Source organism: Patescibacteria group bacterium, assembly GCA_028717685.1.
Taxonomy (GTDB): Bacteria; Patescibacteriota; JAQUNI01; order JAQUNI01; family JAQUNI01; genus JAQUNI01.
In genome coordinates, this window is record JAQUNI010000001.1 from 113,405 (window position 1) to 130,891 (window position 17,487).

18 protein-coding genes and 1 tRNA gene are annotated in these 17,487 nt (G+C 42.6%); 12 read left to right on the plus strand and 7 right to left on the minus strand.

From position 1 onward, the window contains the following. Nucleotides 1-4 precede the first annotated feature (4 nt). The 12 genes from PHW01_00615 to PHW01_00670 all read left to right on the plus strand — a co-directional run bounded on the left by PHW01_00615 (nucleotide 5) and on the right by PHW01_00670 (nucleotide 8,910). Nucleotides 5-364: a four helix bundle protein gene (locus PHW01_00615; GenBank protein MDD5626507.1), complete on the plus strand. Its 360-nt coding sequence runs from the start codon at nucleotides 5-7 to the stop codon at nucleotides 362-364. Continuing rightward, a complete protein-coding gene (locus PHW01_00620) occupies nucleotides 348-1,787 on the plus strand; it encodes a type II secretion system F family protein (GenBank protein MDD5626508.1) in 1,440 nt (479 codons plus the stop codon). Before PHW01_00615 ends, PHW01_00620 begins: the two co-directional genes overlap by 17 nt. Nucleotides 1,788-1,939: 152 nt before the next feature. Continuing rightward, the gene (locus tag PHW01_00625; GenBank protein MDD5626509.1) at nucleotides 1,940-2,632 is read left to right on the plus strand and encodes a GIY-YIG nuclease family protein; all 693 of its coding nucleotides are present in this window, start codon (nucleotides 1,940-1,942) and stop codon (nucleotides 2,630-2,632) included. A gap of 33 nt (nucleotides 2,633-2,665) precedes the next feature. Further along, nucleotides 2,666-3,025, plus strand: coding sequence for a four helix bundle protein (locus PHW01_00630; GenBank protein ID MDD5626510.1), 360 nt, complete (start codon nucleotides 2,666-2,668; stop codon nucleotides 3,023-3,025). Further along, complete coding sequence (locus PHW01_00635; GenBank protein ID MDD5626511.1) at nucleotides 3,009-3,647, plus strand: prepilin-type N-terminal cleavage/methylation domain-containing protein; 639 nt, start codon at nucleotides 3,009-3,011, stop codon at nucleotides 3,645-3,647. The genes PHW01_00630 and PHW01_00635 overlap by 17 nt, the downstream gene beginning before the upstream one ends. A gap of 77 nt (nucleotides 3,648-3,724) precedes the next feature. Then, entirely contained in the window at nucleotides 3,725-4,249 is a 525-nt protein-coding gene (locus tag PHW01_00640; protein MDD5626512.1) for a type II secretion system protein, read from the plus strand. A 159-nt stretch (nucleotides 4,250-4,408) separates the two neighbouring features. Further along, nucleotides 4,409-4,828: a hypothetical protein gene (locus PHW01_00645; protein ID MDD5626513.1), complete on the plus strand. Its 420-nt coding sequence runs from the start codon at nucleotides 4,409-4,411 to the stop codon at nucleotides 4,826-4,828. Between the two features lie 73 nt (nucleotides 4,829-4,901). Beyond that, nucleotides 4,902-5,363: a prepilin-type N-terminal cleavage/methylation domain-containing protein gene (locus PHW01_00650; protein ID MDD5626514.1), complete on the plus strand. Its 462-nt coding sequence runs from the start codon at nucleotides 4,902-4,904 to the stop codon at nucleotides 5,361-5,363. Nucleotides 5,364-5,411: 48 nt separating this feature from the next. Next, nucleotides 5,412-5,858 carry a type II secretion system protein gene (locus PHW01_00655; GenBank protein ID MDD5626515.1) on the plus strand — a complete coding sequence of 149 codons (447 nt, stop codon included), beginning with the start codon at nucleotides 5,412-5,414 and terminating at the stop codon, nucleotides 5,856-5,858. Between the two features lie 246 nt (nucleotides 5,859-6,104). Further along, a complete protein-coding gene (locus tag PHW01_00660) occupies nucleotides 6,105-6,758 on the plus strand; it encodes a PAS domain-containing protein (GenBank protein ID MDD5626516.1) in 654 nt (217 codons plus the stop codon). Between the two features lie 91 nt (nucleotides 6,759-6,849). Next, the gene (locus tag PHW01_00665) at nucleotides 6,850-8,415 is read left to right on the plus strand and encodes a PAS domain S-box protein (GenBank protein ID MDD5626517.1); all 1,566 of its coding nucleotides are present in this window, start codon (nucleotides 6,850-6,852) and stop codon (nucleotides 8,413-8,415) included. An 84-nt stretch (nucleotides 8,416-8,499) separates the two neighbouring features. Then, entirely contained in the window at nucleotides 8,500-8,910 is a 411-nt protein-coding gene (locus PHW01_00670) for a response regulator (GenBank protein ID MDD5626518.1), read from the plus strand. 268 nt (nucleotides 8,911-9,178) lie between these two features. Here PHW01_00670 and PHW01_00675 read toward each other — a convergent pair. From PHW01_00675 to PHW01_00705, 7 genes are all read right to left on the minus strand, one after another. After that, nucleotides 9,179-9,250, minus strand: a tRNA-Pro gene (locus tag PHW01_00675). Nucleotides 9,251-9,514: 264 nt separating this feature from the next. Then, complete coding sequence (locus tag PHW01_00680; protein MDD5626519.1) at nucleotides 9,515-11,314, minus strand: alanine--tRNA ligase; 1,800 nt, start codon at nucleotides 11,312-11,314, stop codon at nucleotides 9,515-9,517. A gap of 45 nt (nucleotides 11,315-11,359) precedes the next feature. Beyond that, nucleotides 11,360-11,671, minus strand: a complete 312-nt coding sequence (locus PHW01_00685; GenBank protein ID MDD5626520.1) for a hypothetical protein — start codon at nucleotides 11,669-11,671, stop codon at nucleotides 11,360-11,362. A gap of 94 nt (nucleotides 11,672-11,765) precedes the next feature. Then, nucleotides 11,766-12,836 carry a tRNA 2-thiouridine(34) synthase MnmA gene (gene mnmA / locus PHW01_00690; GenBank protein MDD5626521.1) on the minus strand — a complete coding sequence of 357 codons (1,071 nt, stop codon included), beginning with the start codon at nucleotides 12,834-12,836 and terminating at the stop codon, nucleotides 11,766-11,768. A 79-nt stretch (nucleotides 12,837-12,915) separates the two neighbouring features. Next, entirely contained in the window at nucleotides 12,916-14,154 is a 1,239-nt protein-coding gene (locus PHW01_00695) for a TIM barrel protein (protein ID MDD5626522.1), read from the minus strand. A 125-nt stretch (nucleotides 14,155-14,279) separates the two neighbouring features. Further along, nucleotides 14,280-16,979: an ATP-dependent Clp protease ATP-binding subunit gene (locus PHW01_00700; protein MDD5626523.1), complete on the minus strand. Its 2,700-nt coding sequence runs from the start codon at nucleotides 16,977-16,979 to the stop codon at nucleotides 14,280-14,282. A gap of 57 nt (nucleotides 16,980-17,036) precedes the next feature. Next, nucleotides 17,037-17,378 carry a hypothetical protein gene (locus PHW01_00705; protein MDD5626524.1) on the minus strand — a complete coding sequence of 114 codons (342 nt, stop codon included), beginning with the start codon at nucleotides 17,376-17,378 and terminating at the stop codon, nucleotides 17,037-17,039. Between the last annotated feature and the right edge of the window lie 109 nt (nucleotides 17,379-17,487).

Consider the following 17,487-nt stretch of genomic DNA (forward strand, 5'->3'; position numbering starts at 1 on the left):
AAATATGAAAATTGAATCGTACGAAAATTTAATTGTGTGGCAAAAGTCAATGGATCTGGTGATTGCTGTTTATGCATTGACAGAAAAATTTCCAAAAGAAGAACTATACGGTTTAACTTCACAAATGCGCCGCGCAACTGTTTCAGTTCCTTCCAATATTGCGGAAGGTAGTAGGCGTGGTTCTCGAAAAAATTTTAGAAATTTTTTACTCAATGCGTATGGTTCCAGTGCAGAGCTTGGGACTCAGATCAAAATCGCGAAACGGCTTTCATACGGAAAAACCAAAAATTATGAGCAAGCGGATGCACTGCTTGATGAAGTAATGCGCATGTTAGACAAATTGACGTATGGGCTCAAAGAATAAAAGTCTACAAACTACCAACTACAAACTACAAACTATCTTCCTAGGCAAAGAACGGGACTATTTTATTGAGAATTTAAGCATGCTGGTCGCCGCTGGCATGCCGATTTTGGGCGTTCTCGACTCCATTGCCAAAGAACTGCGCTCGCGCCGCATGAAAAAAATTCTTGCTCTTATTCGGGAATATATTGAATCTGGCTCGCCAATTTGGAAAGCGCTTCAAACAACTAACCTGTTTGCCGACCACACTATCTCGCTTATCCGCCTTGGCGAAGAATCGGGAAAGCTTACGGAGAACTTAAAAGTGGTCGCGAATGAACAAGAAAAAAATCGGGTGTTCCACTCCAAGCTTCGTTCCGCCATAATGTATCCTGTATTCGTACTCTCACTCACGGTCATTATCGGTGTGGGCATTGCGTGGTTTATTTTGCCCAAGCTGGCGCTGGTGTTTGCCCAGCTTAAAATAACCTTGCCCCTTATCACAAAAATTTTGATCGGATCGGGAACATTTCTTGGCGAATATGGCCAATACGTCGTGCCCGCGGCAGTTATAGCAATATCAGTTATTTTTTTCTTTATTTTCTCATTTCCAAAAACAAAATTTATCGGGCAATTTATTTTATTTTCTTTGCCCGGCGTTAAACAACTTATTAAGGAAGTGGAGCTGGCGCGGCTCGGTTATCTTTTAGGCACGCTTCTTGACGCTGGACTGCCGGTAACCCAAGCGCTCAACTCGCTCGCAAGCGCTACCGAGATTGCGCCATACAAAAAACTCTACAAACACCTGCGCGACTCGGTAGAAGACGGCAATCCGTTCCGGAAAAGCTTTATTTCCTTTAAGCGCACTAATCATCTTATTCCCGAACCTATTCAGCAACTCATCGTCGCTGGTGAACAGTCAGGCACTCTTTCAGCAACTCTTCTTAAAATCGGAGAGACTTATGAAGCTAAAGCGGACACGACGACAAAAAATTTGACCGTGATTCTGGAGCCGATATTACTCGTCATCGTGTGGCTCGGCGTTGTAGCCGTGGCGTTAGCAGTGATTTTGCCAATCTACAGCCTTATCGGCGGATTTAACGCCAACCAGCCCGCAGCGGCACAGCCTCCTCCTGCCGAAGAACAGGTAATCAGTCCGCCGCCAAGTGTGGAAACAACAGCTCCAGATACAGAAACCGTGGAAGTAATACCCCCTCCGGATACAGAAATCATAGAGAAAAAACCAACAACGCTCCGCGTTCTTCCCACTAGCGTAGGGTATCTTAACGTGCGCGAGAAACCATCATTAACAAGTAAAATCGTCACGCGCGTTAAGCCGGGTGAAACATTTGAATACACTGAAAAAAACGAGAGCTGGTATAAAATTATTTTGCCGGATGGCAATTCCGGATGGGTGTTTGAAAAATATGTTGAAGAAAATGAATAAACAAAACTAACAAATGACACATAACATCTGACACATGACATTTGACACATATGAAACAAAAAAAATTATAGGAAAATAAAAGGGCATCGTCAGATGTTAGGTATCAGATGTTCCAAAAGGGTTTACCCAGCACCACTTTTTAGATTATAAACATGTATTACGTCTATACCTTAATTAGTAAGTTAAAAAATAAGACAGAAATATATATTGGATCAACAAATGATCTGAGAAGAAGACTAAGAGATCATAATAATGGTAAAGAAAGATCTACAAAACGTTATAGGACGTGGAATCTGATTTACTACGAAGCATATATAACAGAGAGTCTAGCAAGATTAAGAGAAAAACGATTGAAACATCACGGAAATGCGATGAAAGAATTAAAAAAAAGAATCGGATTATCCGAATGGAAAAGTGGTGCTGGGTTTACCTTGCTGGAAGTTCTTCTCTCTATCGCGGCGATCGCGATTATCGCCGTAATTTCTATTCCCATTTATCAGTCGTTTCAGGTGCGAAACGATCTTGATATCGCGACCATGGAAATTGCCCAAACTTTGCGGCGCGCGCAAGTACTTTCCCAAGCGGTTGATGGCGACACAAGCTGGGGCGTTTCTCTCGCAAGCGGAAATATCACGCTTTTTAAGGGCGTAAGTTACGCCACCCGCGATACCAATTTTGATGAAGTGTTTGATGTATCAACAAATATCACTCCATCGGGACCTTCCGAAATCGTGTTTGTAAAATTTACAGGCTTACCACAGACCACGGGGACAATAATGCTATCCTCCAATATGAATGAAACGAGAAATATAGTAATTAACCAGAAGGGAATGGTTAATTATTAGTTGGTAGTTTGTAGTGGGTAGTTGGTAGTAAATATGAAAATTGAATCATACGAAAATTTAATTGTGTGGCAAAAGTCAATGGATTTAGTGATTGCTGTTTATGCATTGACAGGAAAATTTCCAAAAGCAGAACTATACGGTTTAACTTCACAAATGCGCCGCGCGGCTGTTTCAATTCCTTCCAATATCGCGGAGGGGAGCAGGCGCGGTTCTCGGAAGGATTTTAGAAATTTTTTACTCAATGCGTATGGTTCTGGTGCAGAGCTTGAAACTCAAGTTAAAATTGCGAAACGACTTTCATACGGAAAAACCAAAGATTATGAGCAGGCGGACGCGCTGCTCGATGAAGTAATGCGCATGTTAAACAAATTGACGTATGGGCTCAAAGAATAAAAATCTACCCACTACAAACTACAAACTACCCACTCAACAAGGCTTCAGCCTTGTTGAAGTTATTCTCGCCAGCGCGGTGTTTGTTTTGTTCGTTACCGCGCTTGTCGGAGCGTACCTCTATGGGCAGGAGTCAACCGCGCTTGCCGGCAATCGCGCGCGCGCGACGATTCTTGCCGAAGAAGGGCTTGAGGCAGTGCGCAATATCCGCGATGCCGGATTTTCTAATCTCACCGACGGCACCTACGGATTGGCTGTTGTCGGCAACCAATGGGCGTTATTCGGAACATCAGACACAACGGGTATTTTTACCCGCCAAATTACAATTTCCGCTGTAGATTCAGAACGAAAAAGCGTGACTGCGAATGTCGCTTGGCAACAAAATGCCCAGCGCCCGGGAGCAGTTGCCCTGACGACCTATCTTACTAACTGGAAAAAGGCGACTCCTGTCAATTCCTGCGATATTTACTGCCAGTTGTTGGGAACCTATACCACTGGTACCTGTCGGGAAAATTCCCAACAATGTACTAAGTATGACGAGATTTATGAGGCGGGCGGTGATCCTATTTGTGTGACTAGTTTTCCTGGCGACGCCAGCCATGATACTTGTTGCTGCAAACCATAATTTAGGGATTAGTTTGTAGTGAGTAGTTGGTAGGTTGTAGTTTTCTACTCACTACTCACTACAAACTACAAACTAACATGCTACCAACTACAAACTACCAACTACAAACCCAGCGTGGCTTCACGCTAATTGAACTGCTTCTCTATGTTGCCGTTGCGTCGGCGATACTTTTGGCGATTTCGGTTTTTCTTTCAATCCTCCTTCAGTCGCGCATCAAAAATCAAACTATCGCTGAAGTGGAACAGCAGGGGCTTCAAGTTATGCAACTCGTTACGCAAACCGCGCGCAACGCCGAGGCAATCACCTCGCCAGCGCAGGGCGCAAGCGCTTCATCTTTGACGCTTGACGTTATTTCTGCTGCCAGTGACCCCACTATTTTTGATCTCGCAAGCGGCGCGATTCGCGTCAAAGAAGGGGCTGGTTCAGCTACCGCTCTTACTAATTCTCGCGTTACCGCTTCCGCTCTCACATTCCAAAATCTCTCTCGCACCGACACTCCGGGCACGGTTCGCGTCCAATTCACCCTCGCACATACAAATCCAGAAGGCAGAAATGAATACTCATTTACTAAAACATTTATCGGCTCTGCGAGCCTGCGCTAGTCATAATGCGGCAAATGCCGCAACGACTGACACTTGATACCTAGCACCTGACAACTGACCACTAACATCTAACATTTTGTTAGGTGTCAGATGCCAAATGTCAGGTGTTAGGTGCTAGGTGTCAAGTGTTAATTGTATAGAACCAGGTTATTCACACTCATGATTATTTTAAAATATAAAAAGTGTTATAATAAACAGGAGGATGGGTTCATTACCCTAATAAGTGTCTTGGTGGTTGGAGCGGTTGGAATAGCCCTCACAATTTCCGTGATTTTGCTCGGGCTTGGGTCGTCGCGAACAAGTTTTACGAATGAGCAGTCAAACCAAGCGAAAGCCCTCACTAACGCCTGTGCCGAAGAAGCTCTTCAGCAAATTCGTGATTCTGTGAATTTTGAAGGTACCGGTAGCCTTACTTTAGGTCTGGGCAGCTGCACCTATACCGTGACCAAACTTGTTAGCCAGAACCGAACCGTCACCGCCAGCGGGACAGTGGGAACAATCATAAGAAAAGCAAGTATTGCTCTTGATACAATCAGACCGAGCATCAACATCACTTCCTGGCAAGAGGTGGCTGATTAGTTAGTAGTTTGTAGTGAGTAGTGAATAAAAAACTACCAACTAACACGCTACCAACTACAAGCTAAATAAACATATAAATCTACAAACTACAAATTACAAACCGCAAACCCACAAGGGCTTCACGCTAATTGAAATTCTTCTCGTTGTCGCCGCTATCGCTATCTTGGCGGGTATTGTCATTTTAGCCATTAATCCTAGCAAACAACTTGGCGATACAAGGAACGCCCAGCGCCGCGCCGATGTGAATACGATTTTAAACGCAGTCTATCAATACACGATTGATAATAATGGAATAATACCGGCAGGCATAACTACAACTCTAAAAGAGGTATGTAAAAGTGCAATTTGTCCCATTGAAATGTTTCACCCTAGTGTCTTAATTTCAAATGAAAAATATCTTGTTGCAATTCCGTGTGATCCCACCGGTTCTGTGGGAGATGGCAGTGGTTATTGGATTAAGAAAACAGCTAACAACAGAATTAATGTTGTTGCTCCAAGCGCCGAGCAGGGCGCGACTATTAGCGTTACAAGATAAACCTATGCGCAAAGAAATTGTAATAATTAATAATAATTACTAAAATATATGAGAAAAATGCTATCAAGTCAAAAAGGCTTTACCCTGATTGAAATCCTTCTCGTTGTCGCTGCCATTGCTATCTTGGCGGGTATTGTTATTTTAGCCATTAATCCTAGCAAACAACTTGGCGATACAAGGAACGCCCAGCGCCGCGCCGATGTGAATACGATTTTAAACGCCGTGTACCAATATGCCATTGATAATAACGGCACATTGCCATCAACTATCACTACAACCGCGACCGAGATATGTAAAACCAGCGGCACTTGCACGAGCTTGATTGACTTGTCGGTACTCACAACAAACGAAAAATACATTGTGTCTATGCCGGAGGAGCCGCAAAAAACCAATGCCAACGGTGCGGGCTATATGATTAAAAAATCAGCCAATGGCAGGATTACAGTTGACGCGCAGTTTGAAGAACAAGGCGCGACGATTAGCGTAACGCGGTAGGTCAGTTTGTAGTTGGTAGTTCTATAAACTACTCACTACAAACTACTCACTAATCCCACTGCTCACTACAAACTAAAAAGGTCAAAAATAAATCCAGCACCTTTCCGCGAGGTACTAGACCCCATGGAAAGGAACAACTTATTGCCCGCCACCATGCGGTAAGACTGCAGGTTATTCGAAAGGTGCTGGATAAACTTATTAAAAAGGTCGAGGGTAAACTTATTAATAAGTAAAAAATAAAAAAACATGAAAAATAAAAAAAATCAGACGTATGAATCAAGGCAGCTCGCCGTGCATTTTATGAAAACACTAGTCGCCGTTGCTAGGGAATCTTTCTTAATTCTTGATTCCAAACTTCGGGTGGTTACGGCGAACCCAACTTTCTACCAACATTTCCGGGTTTCACAAAGGCAAACAGAGAAAAAATTTCTTTATCAATTAGGAAATGGGCAGTGGAATATCCCTAAACTAAAGAGATTGCTGGAAGAAATCTTGCCTAAGAAAAAAGTTGTAAAAGATTATGAGGTTCATCATACTTTCCCAAAAATCGGGAAAAAAACAATACTGCTCAATGCGAGACAAATAGATGCGGTACAATTGATTATCCTAGCCATGGAAGACATTACACAAAGAAAAGAGCTTGAGGAAAAACTGATCGAGCATTCCGCAAAGCTTGAGCTTAAGGTGTTTGAGCGGACAACGGAGCTTGCCGACCGAATTAAAGCATTGGAAGCCTTGAATAAAACAATGGTTGGCAGAGAATTAAAAATGGTGGAACTCAAAAAAGAAATCGCAAACTTAAAGAAACGGGTAAAAAATGGCAATGGATTCGGCAAACTCACCACAAACGGCAAGAATGGAAATGGAAAGAATGGCAATGGTAATCATAAATCCCGTTAGAAGCCACGATCGTTCATCAATTATATGAGAATTATCAATAATATAAACAGATGTGTCGTGTTATATACGATTGCGATCTGTTTCTAACGGGATGAAATTTCAATCTTCCGAGGCTTTATATAAAATAATTTTTAATACTATAAACGACGGAATACTCCTGACAGATTTAGAGACCCAAAAATTTTATATTAGCAATAAGACAATCTGTAAAATGCTAGGTTATAGTCCTAAAGAGCTTAAAAATTTAGGGGTTGCAGACATTCATCCCAAGAAAGATTTACCTTATGTTATGAATATGTTTAAGAAACAAGCGAGAAGAGAGATTGGGGGTACTAAAAGTCTTCCAGTAAAAAGAAAAGACGGCAGTATTTTTTATGCTGACATTAATACTTCTATAATAACACTAGATAGAAAAAATTATCTCATAGGCATCTTTAGAGATGTCACTGACCGAGAGCAGATGGAGAAAGATTTGGAAAATGCGAGTATAGCCGCCCAAAATGTTTTTGAGGATTTAAGCACTGAAAAGTCAAAGGTGGAAATGGCAAGAGCGAAAGAAGAAGCGATTTTAATGTCAATTGGTGATGGACTTATTGCTACTGATGAAAAAGGAAATATTATGCTTATAAATAAAACAGCTGAAAAACTGCTTGGTAAGAAAAAAGAAGAAATTATTGGGAAAAATTTTTTTGAAGACATTATTATAAAGAACGAAAAGGGGGCACCTATTCCATTGGAGAAACGTCCCATGAGCATGGCTTTGGCAACCGGTACTACTACTACTACTACTACGGGCACCGCCTACTATTATAAGCAGAAAGATAAAACAATGTTTCCCGTGGCAATTACGGTAACGCCTATTATTCTTGATGGGAAGGCAATAGGAACAATTGAAATTTTTAGAGATATCACGCGAGAAAAAGAAATTGACAAAGTTAAGACCGAATTCGTCTCACTAGCCTCGCACCAGTTGCGCACCCCGCTCTCCACTGTCAGCTGGTACACGGAAATGCTCTTGGCTGGTGACGCAGGTAAGTTGAATAAGGGACAAAAAAAATATTTAGATGAAGTATACCACGGCAATCAGCGCATGGTGGAGTTGGTCAACTCGCTTTTAGATGTCTCTCGCATTGAGCTTGGAACATTTTTAATTGATCCTAAACCAACCAACGTAGTTAAAATTGCGCAGAGTGTAATAAACGAACAAAAGTTGCAGATTGAACAAAAGAAAATAACATTTTCCCCTACATTCGAAACAAACATTCCCCCTATACAAGCTGACCCAAAACTCCTGCACATAGTAATGCAAAATATTTTGTCCAACGCCGTGAAGTACACTCCCGAGAAAGGAAAGATTGGACTTTCCCTCGTTCTGGACAATAAAAAGAAGGCTGTTCTTTTGAAGATCTCTGATACTGGTTATGGTATACCAAAAGATCAGCAAGATAAAATATTCAACAAACTCTTCCGAGCGAACAATGTGCGGGAAAAAGATGCGGAAGGAACAGGGCTCGGGCTCTACATTGTGAAAGCCATTATGGACCAGTCCGGCGGTTCAATCTGGTTTTCTTCCAAAATAAATAAAGGAACAACATTTTATGTTACCCTGCCGCTTACGGGAATGAAGAAGAAAGAGGGAATTAAGATGCTGGAATAGTTAATTAGTGAGTAGTTTGTAGGAAGTAGAGAACTATAGTATAGCCTGCAAACTAACATACTACTATTATTAATCACAAAGTATATGGAAGAAAAGAAAAAAATTTTGATAGTTGAGGATGAAGCGCCGTTGCGCAACGCGCTTCGCGATAAGCTTATGGGTGAGGGTTTTATCGTGCTTGAAGCCAAAAACGGCGAGGAGGGGCTGAAACTCGCGTTCTCCAGCCACCCTGACCTTATTCTACTTGACATTATTATGCCGGTAATGGATGGCATGACTATGCTGAATAAATTGCGTTGCGACCCGTGGGGTGCTCATGCGACTGTCATTATCCTGACAAATCTTTCAGACGCGGAAGATCCGCTTGTGCTTTTCCCCCATCGTTCCATTGATTACCTTGTCAAGTCTGACTGGAGGCTTGAAGATGTGGTGACAAAGGTGAAAAAGATGTTAAGAAAACAGGCAGTAGAGGAAAAGGGAGGGGCGCCAAAATAAAAATCAGAGGCAAATGTTTTGTTTTGCGCCCCACCTTTGGAGAGGACGGAACCGCGAGACTAATAACAAAACGCCTCTGTTTTTTTAAAAGGGTTAATCTGGGTCGGGGATGTCCGCCCAAGGTCGTTCAGACTCCCTCGGGGCTGAGCCATCGGGACGAACGCCTGATGAGTCTTCAGACTCGAAGAGCGGACGATCTCTCCTCACCTTTGTCGGGGATGTGAGATTTGAACTCACGACCTCACGGTCCCCCTCACCGAAATATTAGTCGGGGACGGGGGAATTGAACCCCCTGCCTCTCGGTCCCGAACCGAGCGTTCTACCGATGAACTAGTCCCCGAAATTTTGGTGCGGGGCGGGCCGAACCGTGCGCGCTGGAACGAGCGCTAATCCCCGGCACGATAATTTTCAATTTCTAATTTCTAATTTCTATTAAATTTTGAATGATTTAATTTCTAAACAAAAATCTATAGAAAATTAAAAACTATAGGACTTTCGCGTTTGATGTCATCCCCGACCTGATCGGGGATCCAAGTTAATAGCACTAATCCTGGATTCCCGCTTTCGCGGGAATGACAATAAGTAAACTATTACCAGTCCTAAACTATTTCAGAATCGCTTTAATTCTACGCACGCCAGCTCCAGAAGATTCTTCTTTTAAAATCTTGAAATGCCCAAGTTTATCCGTGTTTTGTGCGTGCGGACCGCCGCAGATTTCGCGCGAAAAAACTTGCCCCGAGCCTTGCGAGGGGCTGCCTATGGAATAAACCTTGACCCTGTCCCCATATTTATGTCTGAACAAACCAATCGCGCCTTTTTGTTTTGCTTCCTCGGGTGACATTTCCTCGCAAATGACCGGCAATTTTTGGCGGTTTTTTTGATTGACAATTTCCTCTACTTTCTGAATTTGTTCAGGTGTCATTTTTTCCGAATGGGAAAAATCAAAACGCAGCCGTTCGGGCGTAATATTGCTCCCCCGCTGTTCTACGTGCTTGCCCAATACTTCGCGCAAGGCGGCGTGCAGAAGATGCGTGGCAGTGTGATACTTCGTGGTCATTTCCGATGCGTCAGAAAGACCGCCCTTAAACATTCCCGATGAAGCCGCGCGCGAAAGTTTCTGGTGTTTTTTTTGTTCCTTATGAAAATCTTCTTCATCAACCCTTAATCCTCGCTCATTAGCTAATTCCAAAGTCATTTCAAGAGGAAAACCATAGGTTTGATATAAATCAAAAGCTTCTTTGCCAGAAACTTTATTACCTGCTCCCATTTTGGTGAATTTACGCAAGCCGTTAGATAAAGTTCCCTCAAATTTCTCCTCTTCTTTTTTTAATTCTTCTATAATAAAATTTTGTTTTTGTAATAATTCAGGATAAATGTTTTTGTACATATCTACTACGACCTTTGCCGCTTCTGTGCAAAAATTATTTTCAATACCTAATAATTTTCCATAACGCACCGCTCTCCTAATCAACCGTCGTAAAACATAACCTTGATTTTTATTGGAAGGTGTAACCCCATCAGTCAGAATAAACGCACTAGCTTTAACGTGATCAGTGATAATGCGCAATGCTCTTGCCTGATCTACTTTTAACTTTTGACTTGTGGTTTTGACTTTTAAGATTTGACTTTTGACTTTTTCTGTAATCGGTTTAAATAAATCCGTCTCATACACATTATCCTTGCCATTCAAAACCGCAATCATTCGCTCTAACCCCATTCCTGTATCCACATTTTGCTGCGCTAACGGCTCAAAAGTACCATCTTTCTTTTTGTTATACTCCATAAAAACCAAATTCCAAATCTCGGCGTATTTGCCACAATTGCATTTCGGCTCACACTTCTCTCCGCATTTTTCTTTTCCGGTGTCAAAAAATATTTCCGTATCCGGTCCGCAAGGACCAATTTCACCCGCCGGACCCCACCAATTTTCAGATTTAGGATAATAATAAATGTGTTTCTCTGGAATGCCCGCCTTCTTCCAAATATCCGCCGCCTCGGTATCCTTCGGCGCATCCTTATCACCAGCAAACACAGAGACGGAAAGACGATTGGGATCAATCCCCAACCACTTTTTGCTCGCCAAAAATTCAAAAGACCATTCTATGGCTTCTTTTTTAAAATAATCTCCCAGCGACCAATTCCCCAGCATTTCAAAAAAAGTTAAATGCCAAGCATCCCCTACTTCATCAATATCATTTGTGCGCATACATTTTTGGACATTGCAAAGGCGAGATCCCTCTGGATGCTTTTCACCTAAAAGATAGGGAACTAAAGGGTGCATTCCCGCGGTGGTAAATAAAACCGTGGGATCATTTTCCGGAATCAAAGAAGCCGAAGGAATCACCTTATGTCCCTTCGTTTCAAAAAAGGCTAAAAACTTTTCGCGCAATGTTTTGGAATTCATAGTTCGACAAGCTCACTATTTTTAATAGTTCGGTAAGCTCACTACCTATTTTAAGGCATCAAGACTGCTCTGCAATTTGGTTAAATCCTGCTTAAAATTATCAATTTGCCTCTGGTTTCCCGCATACGTCCTCTCCGTCATCTGCAATTCTGACTCTAGTTTTTCAATCTCCCTTTTTAACTGGTCTTTCTGTTTGTCTAGATTTCCTATCTTGCCCTCCAACTCCGCTTTATTTGTTTCCAAACGCACTCGGTTGGCTTTTAATCCCTTCAACTCTTCCTCCATTCTTTCTTGCTCATCTTGTAATTGCAGGATCTGCTCGTTAATTTTGGTAACCTGGTCTCTTATGTCTGGCATTTTTTTATTTTAATAATGAAAAATATACTTAAACTATAGCATATATAAAGGAAAAAATAAATTCACCCCCGCACCAAAATCCTTAACGCGGGGGTCAACCTCGGATAATAGCACCCCCTAAAAGCTCTTTGCCGGAATAAAACACAGCGGACTGACCAGGCGTGATCGCTCTTTGCGGCTTTTCCATAATAACTGACAAATGATTACTTTTGAATCTTTCTATGGTTGCTTCCGCGGGGAGATGGGAATACCTGATTTTGACCCGGCATTGAAAAGGAAACTTCGGCGATCGGTCCGCAACCCAATTCACCTTCCCCAGCTTTAACATTTTGCCTTGCAATTTGGGGCTATTATTTTTTTGAGTCACCCACAGAATATTCTTTCCAAAGTCCAGTTTGACCGCATAGTAAGGTCCCGTGCCGCCAATACCGATGCCTTGACGCTGACCTAAGGTGTAAAAAGGCAAGCCCTGATGTTCTCCTAAAACCTTTTGAGTTTCTATGTCCATAATTTTTCCGGGTCTTACCTGAATCTTCTTTTTTAAAAAATCCTGGATTTTCTCTCCAGCTAAAAAACAAATATCCTGACTCTCTTTACGGTCGTAAACTGGAAGCCCTATTTCTCTTGCCATCGCCCGCACTTCTTGCTTGGTTAAATTCCCTAAAGGAAACAATAGATGTTTTAATTTATCCTGCGTTAAAGTATATAAAAAATACGATTGATCCTTTTTTTTATCCCACGCTTTAAATAATTTATATAACTTTGCGCTTTGCGCTTTGCGCTTTGCGCTTTTTACGTAGTGTCCCGAAGCCACATAATCAAAACCTAAAGATAGGGCGCGATCCAGCATCACGCCGAACTTAATCTCCTGATTGCAAACTATGCAAGGATTCGGCGTGCGACCAGATTTGTATTCACGCACCAAATAATCAATAATCTTTCTTTGAAATAAAGAGCTTAAATCAATGGCGCAAAAAGGAATGCCTAAAAGTTGGGCGACTTTTTTTGCGGAATCTTGGGCTTCTTTCGTTTTTTGAGTTTTATTTAAAACCATAAAAAAGCCGGTTACAGCATAACCTTGTTTTTTGAGTAGAACGGCGGAAACTGAAGAGTCCACGCCGCCGGACATTAAAACCGCGACTTTTTTAGGATTCTTTTCGCGCATAGTTTTATTATACCAAAAAATAAAAAATGGCGAGAGGAGTGTTTATATTTGAACTCTCCTTCGCCGAAAAGAACTGTGCCTAGGTAGACCAACGTGTTCCTTCAAACATAACTGCGCCTTCTTCGTGAATGCCAGATAATATCTGAAGGGTTCGATAAATATGTGCCTCAATGGCATCTGTATTTATATCTGAAACTGCGTCAAAACTGCTAAAAGACGCTGTTAAGGCTTTGACGGCTGGCACAACCAACATATCTTGTTGCACAGCGGCCATTATCTTTTTTAATTTAGCGCTTTCTGGTTGGTTTAGTTCTGCCTTGATCTTTGTTATTATTGGGTCGCTCTGATAGAGAGCAACTTTCTTTTCCAACATCTTCCAGTATACTACTGAATGCTTGAGGAATAGTTTCATGCCTTTTGGCGTTGTGGTAGTTCTCATCGGTTTGCAGTCGAACTCTATTATTCCGTCCCAGTTACGTTCATTTAATAGGTTACAGATCATAAAATCAGCAGTTAATGAACTGCCAACCCCAGGTGGGAGATCGCAGTCCATTCTAGCCGGGATCTGACCGCCAAAATGAAGGAACGGAGCCAGCACACCTTCTTCAAGCAACTGACCAAGCTCGACTACTGGATCAAGTCCGAGCATAGCAACGTGCTGCGGGTATTCAGGATTAATTAAGATACGTCCCTTATATTTCGGATCGGGGAAGAATTTCTGAATAGCCGATGAAGCAGAAGCGCCTGTTCCGGCAAAGAGCGCAAGAAGTCTCGGTTCGTATACTTTCGTTTCAATGGTAACTTTGTAGTCATAGCCTTTTTCAAGGGCGTAATCCACGCAGATTTTGATACCTTCAATGTATCTCCTTAAACCTAAGCCCATATCCTGCTCGTAAGCGCCATCAGAGCCTTCACGCCCCCCCCAGAAAATGACATTCTTTGCGCCCATCTGTGCGGCAACATCCATAGAACGACAGGCTTTGACAATGGCGGCTTCCCTGACCTGCGGGAACGGCGATGAGAAAGCGCCGGAACGGAAACAAGTGTTTGAGAATAGGTTGCTCGTAAAATTATAGAGTGATAACCCATATTGTTTGACAAGGTCAAGGGTCTCACCGATCTTCTGCGTGATCTCATCTTCTGAAGCATCGTCGCCCCAGAGGTCACGGTCGTGGAAACTGATGAACTTTATACCAGCCACTACACATCCCTCAAGTCCTACCTCTAAAGGCAAACCACGGGTCGGATCGCCAAACGGGTCCGAGCCTCCACTAACGAGACACCATCCACCCACAGAAAACTGACGTGGTATTAACATAATTACACCTCCTACAACCAAAACTAAATTACTCCAACTTCCCAAAATTTAAAAAGAGCTTCTTTCACCTCCCTGTTTTTAGAAATCAAAAAAGAGGTTTCCCTCCTATCAAAAGCAGAAAAGGTTTAAACCCTTTCTGCTTGTTGAACACTTATCTTACCACCTTCCTCCAAAATTGCAAGATCACGGGGCTTAAGTTCACCTGCTAAAATTTTCTTGGCTAAAGCGTTATCCACTGTGTCTTGAATCAAACGGCGCAAGGGACGCGCGCCAAAGACAGGGTCAAACCCTTTTTGCGCCAATTCTCTCGCGGCTTCTTCAGTGCATTCAAAACGGATATTTTGCTTCGCCAATCTTTCGCCTACTGCTTGAAGCATTAATTTAGCAATCAGCAAAACCTGTTCGGGCGCGAGCGGACGGAATAAAACAATCCCATCAAAACGATTTAAAAACTCTAAACGATAATATTGAGTCAAGACTTCTTCAATAATCTTTTGTTTAATCGTATTTAACTCCACCCCCGCTTTCACCGCTGCGGTGATTTCTGGAGTGCCGGCGTTGGAAGTAGCAATAATAATAGCGTTAGTAAAATCAACAGTACGACCCTTGCCGTCGGTTAATCTCCCGTCTTCAATTACCTGCAAAAAAGCGTTAAAAATATCCGGATGGGCTTTTTCCAATTCGTCCAATAAAATCAGAGAAAAGGGGTTGCGCCGAATATTTTCCGTAAAATAACCGCCCCTTTCCGCTCCCGCGAAACCCGGCGGCGGACCAATGAGCTTATTTAAAGCATCGCCAGTTCGATACTCGCTCATATCAATGCGGACCATCGCTTTTTCAGAACCAAAATAAATATCGGCTAAGGCTTTCGCGGTTTCAGTTTTACCCACGCCAGTCGGACCAACAAAAAGTAGAGAAACCACAGGACGCTTCTCGCTGCGCATTCCCGCGCGGCTACGGCGCAGAGCGGAAGCGATCATTTTAACTCCCTCTTCCTGATCCACAATTCTCTTGTGGATTTCTTCCTCTAAATTTAATAATTTCTCCCCTTCCGCTTGGGTCGCCGGCGCGAGAGGGACATGAACCTCGCGCTCTACCAATTTTATAATATCCTTGCCGCTCACTAGCCTCACTTTCCCTCCTTTGCGAGTGAGGGAAGCGGCATCGGTTAAAAGATTCAACGCCGAGAAAGGCAGAGCAGAATCGGGAAGATATTTCTTCGCTAATTCCAACGCCTTTTCCAAAGCAGGATAGGTAAAAAAGACCCGCTCTTTATATTCAATCAAAATTGTTTGCGCTTCTAGAATTTCTAGAGCCTGCTTCCCCGCCGGCTCTTCTAATCTAATCACCTGAAAATGACGCAAGAAATCCGTGCGCGGCTCCAAAATATCCTTATAATCCCCTTCCTCTGCCGTGCCAATAACATTCACCGTGGGATGGGAGAGAGCGGGTTTTAAAATCGCCGAGGCGTCCATGTTGTCCCCCGCACGCCCTAAACCGATTAACTCGGCAATATTATCAATCGAGAGAACGATGTTGCCCGCGTTGATCACCTCCTCAACAATCCTTTTTAATAATGCCAAGGGATTTTCACTCGCGGATAAAGCGCCTAAATCCAAACTCGCCAGCCTTTTATCCCGCAAAACCGCCGGCACATTCTCCGCAACCATTAAATTGGCAAAGTCGTAAATAATCGCCGACTTGCCCACTCCCGGCTGACCTACAATAATTACGTCTCCCTCGGCTTGTCTTAAATTTGCCAAGATTTCTTCCATTTCTTTTTCCCGACTAATCAGGAAGGGGAAAGCGCCGTATTTGGCGCGCAAGGTTAAATCATCCCCGAAACGATCAAGAAGAGGAGTGGGACGCGAAGTGTAGGCGCGATTCATTATTCCACCCGGTTTAAAACGAGCTTTTCTAAAAAACTTTTGCGAGAGCCTTCTTAGCTTTTCTTCCTCGCAAACCCAGTTAATTGTGTTTAATAAAGACTGAAGATTTAAATTTTGGTCTTCAAAAAAAGCTAAGAGAGAGGGTTCTCTCTTCACCGCGCCCCAAAAGATCTCGGGTAAAGAAATAGTTTCTCGCCCTTCCGCAAGACTCATCATTGCAGCATCTAAAATCATCACCTTAAATTTGACAGAAAAACTAGAATCCACGGAAAGGCGGAAACGGGGAACAATTTTTTGCCACTTTTTTTCCAAGACTGCGGGACTTATCCCCAATCTTAAAATTATCTTTTGCACCCGATCTTTCTCTAATAAAACTTTAAAAATAAAAAAGGGGTCCAGATTCTTCCGACCCAATGACCAAGCCCGCGCCAACGCCATCCTCGCGCCCTCGTCCAAAAATGGTTCCGCGTCTAATAAAAATGGCGAGCGCAGAAAATGAGTAATACTTTCCCCTCCGACTTCCCTAAAACCTAAAACCCTTGGGGTTAATTTCCTCTGCTTCTCGGAGATGCGCTGTAAACGGAAAAAAACAAAACTGAAAATGAGAATGGCAATCCAAAAAGAAAATCCGATTCCGCCCCGCCCCCAACACAGAAGCAAACCCCCGCACCACGGACCTACGCTTGCGGCATTTTGGTATAAGGATAAAAATTGATGGGCTAAAAAAATAATCCCCAGAGAAATTGCCGCCAAGTCCACGATTTTATTGAAAATAAGGCTAAATTTTTTATTTAAAATGTACTGGTCCAACCGCGTCGGCCGCCAATAAAAAACACGGGTTGGTGTTTTCAGAACAACCCCAATATTCTCACATTGACTGCAACCCTTGCCTGCGCAATTCTGGCAGTATAAAAATTTTATTTTCTCTTCCGCCATACTTTTTATACCACGGTCGCTCCCTTGATTATTACTGAACTAACCTCTCTCCACTCGTCATTTAAAAAGCATATAGATGCTTAAAGGAGGTATTGCTAAATAGCCTAGAAATAAAAATATAAAAAGCAACAAGCCGATCAGCATCGGAGGCAATAAAAATAGAAACCATATTGTCCTAATTACCGGTCCAATCAAAATCCCCACCAGAGAGTAGTCGCCGTAAAGCGGACGATAGAGATTCAAGAACATAATCCGAAAAGCTAAAAAGTCGTCCCAATTTTTGATTCTGTCCCACGCCCATTGCCAATATTTTTCCACGCCGCGAGAATACCACCAAAGGGGAAAATAAGCTATCTCTTTCACCAGGTCTAAAATAATAACAAAAGTACTCTGTTTCACCACGCTATTCATAAATGTAAAATGTAAAAATCAAAAATCAAAGTGACAATTTTAAAATGTTAAAATGAATTTTAACTAATAAAAATTCAGAGTTCTCGCCCGCTAGCGC